This is a genomic window from Dietzia sp. HMSC21D01 (assembly GCF_001815995.1).
Lineage (GTDB): Bacteria > Actinomycetota > Actinomycetes > Mycobacteriales > Mycobacteriaceae > Dietzia > Dietzia cinnamea.
Genome location: NZ_KV823996.1, coordinates 1 through 2,627 on the forward strand (window position 1 = coordinate 1; position 2,627 = coordinate 2,627).

Below are 2,627 nucleotides of genomic sequence, written 5' to 3' on the forward strand. Positions count from 1 at the left end.
CCCGGCCCCACCCGAGAGGGGGCCGGGCGCGGTGTCGTGTGTCCGGCCGTACTCGCGGGGCGCGGACGCGTGTGGTTCGTCCCGGCCACCCGCGCGGGCCCCGGGGTCAGAAGTCGCCGGCGGACCGGCGCAGGGAGGCGATCGCGTCGATGAGGGCCACCTGCTCGTCGGGGCTCATCCCCGGGTCGGCGAACACGCCGGCGTTGAGCGCTGCGGTCGCCTCGGCCACCACGCGCCGACCGTCGTCGGTGATCTCGACCAGCGTGGTGCGGCCGTCGGTCGGGTGCGGGCGACGTTCGACCAGGCCCGCGTCGAGCAGCCGCTTCATCGCACTGGTGACGCTGGTGACGTGTACCTGGAGGCGCTCCGACGCCTTGGTGATGGGCAGCGCCCCGGAACGCGAGAACGCGAGCAGCCGCAGGAGCTCGTAGCGGGGGAACGACAGGTTCCAGGGCCTGAGGGTCTCCTCGACCCGGGCGAGCAGGATCTGATGCGCGCGCATCACCGACGTCACGACGGTCATGCCCTGCGCGGCGTCGGCCCAGCCCTCGCGTTCCCAGTTGGCGCGTGCCTGGTCGATGCGATCGGGGATCGGGGTGGTCCTGGGGGGCAAGGGCACACTCCTGGAGGGCACGACGGTCGGGCGGTCAGGAGAGTCTATCCGCCCGACGGGCCCGCGCAGGGAGGACCCGGCACCGCCGCGTCAGCCGGGTCCGGCGCACGCGCGCCCCACCATGTTGGGGGGACCGCGGCGATTCGGCGACGCGGGTTCGCGGTGTGACCGACGCTATGGTCACCGCATGAGATCTGCTGTCCAGCAGTCGGGAACGACTTTCGACCCGGCGCGTATCCGCCATCCGCACTTCCGGGACCTCGTCACCGATGTCGCCACGGCCGTCTCCCGCATCGAGGACGGCGACACCGTCGCGATCAGCGGGTTCGCCAGTGCTGGCACCCCCAAGGCGTTCGCGCCGGCGCTCGCCGAGCGGATGCGGGCCGTCCGCGCGGCGGGCGGCCGGCTCCGCGTCAACCTGCTCACCGGCGCCTCGGTGAGCAACGAGGCCGAGGCGATGCTCGCGGAGGTCGACGGCGTCGACCTCCGGATGCCGTACCAGAGCGAGCCCACCGCGCGGCGGGCGATCAACGAGGGCCGCGTGGACTACGTGGACATCCACCTCTCGCACGTCGCGCAGCAGGTGTGGGAGGGCTACTACGGGAACGTGGACGTCGCCGTGGTCGAGGTGGCCGCGGTGACGGACGACGGCAAGCTCGTCCCGGCGATGTCCCTGGGCAACAACAAGACCTGGCTCGATGTCGCGGACAAGGTGATCCTCGAGGTGAACTCGTGGGTGCCGCTGGGCGTCGAGGGCATGCACGACGTCTACTACGGCACCGCGCTGCCGCCCGAGCGTCGGCCGATCATGCTCACCCGTCCCGACGACCGGATCGGACAGGCCCATCTCGAGGTCGACCCGGCCAAGGTGATCGCCGTGGTGCCCACCGACCGGCAGGACTCCGCGAGCGCGCTCACCGAGCCCGACGAGATCAGCCGGGCCATCGCCGGGCACGTCGTGGAGTTCTTCCGTCACGAGGTCGAGCGCGGGCGTATGCCCGCGGGCAGCCTCCTCCCGCTGCAGGCCGGGATCGGCAACGTCGCCAACGCCGTGCTCTCCGGATTGGAGGCCGGGCCGTTCGAGGACCTGACCTGCTACTCGGAGGTCATCCAGGACTCCATGCTGCGGCTCATCCGCGAGGGCAAGGTCGCGCACGCCTCGGCCACCTCGCTGGCCCTGTCGCAGGCGGGTCTCGAGGAGCTGGTCGACAACATCGATCTCTACCGCGATCACATCACGCTGCGCCCGCAGGAGATCAGCAACCACCCGGAGATCGTCCGGCGTCTGGGCATCATCGGGATGAACGGCATGCTCGAGGCGGACGTGTACGGCAACGTCAACTCGACCCACGTGTGCGGCACCCGGATCATGAACGGGATCGGCGGTTCCGGCGACTTCACCCGTAACGGGTACGTCTCAATGTTCCTGAGCCCGTCCACCGCGAAGGGCGGTGCGGTGTCGGCGATCGTGCCGATGATCCCGCACGTCGACCACACCGAGCACGACGTCCAGGTGATCGTCACCGAGCACGGCCTGGCCGACCTGCGCGGGCTCAGCCCCCGCAAGCGCGCCCGCCTCGTCGTGGACAACTGCGCCGACCCGGCGTACCGGCCGCTGCTCCACGACTACCTCGACAGGGCGAACGCCCGGCCCGACGCCGGCAACACCCCGCATATGCTCGAGGAGGCGTTCTCCTTCCACACCCGTTTCGCCGCGACGGGAAGCATGCTGGAGTAGAGGAGCCCCATCCCGACAGACGCACCCGGAGGATCGATGACGACCAGCCCGAGGCCCCTACGCATCGGCAACGTCTCCGCGTCGCGGACGGATCGTTCCAGCGCGACTGCCGAGTTCCTCGCGGCGGCGTCGCTCGACGTCCTCGCGCTGGACATGCTCTCCGACGAGGCGATGCTCGACCTGGCCGAGCAGCGGGCGGCGGGCGGCCCCGGATACGAGCGCGCCGCCCTCGTGCAGATCGGCGAGTGCCTCGACCGCCTCGGCGCGGGCCGGGCC

The 2,627-nt window shown here is 71.3% G+C and carries 3 protein-coding genes; 2 read left to right on the forward strand and 1 reads right to left on the reverse strand.

Translation table 11 applies throughout. From position 1 onward, the window contains the following. Nucleotides 1–106 precede the first annotated feature (106 nt). A complete protein-coding gene (locus HMPREF3086_RS12135) occupies nucleotides 107–613 on the reverse strand; it encodes a MarR family winged helix-turn-helix transcriptional regulator (RefSeq protein WP_063971868.1) in 507 nt (168 codons plus the stop codon). Between the two features lie 187 nt (nucleotides 614–800). On the opposite strand from HMPREF3086_RS12135, the gene HMPREF3086_RS12140 reads away from it, so the two are divergent. Both HMPREF3086_RS12140 and HMPREF3086_RS12145 read left to right on the forward strand, forming a co-directional pair. Continuing rightward, nucleotides 801–2,351, forward strand: a complete 1,551-nt coding sequence (locus HMPREF3086_RS12140; RefSeq protein WP_070722094.1) for a succinate CoA transferase — start codon at nucleotides 801–803, stop codon at nucleotides 2,349–2,351. A gap of 36 nt (nucleotides 2,352–2,387) precedes the next feature. Continuing rightward, on the forward strand, nucleotides 2,388–2,627 hold a 240-nt coding region (locus tag HMPREF3086_RS12145), incomplete at its 3' end, for an acyclic terpene utilization AtuA family protein (protein ID WP_141764078.1).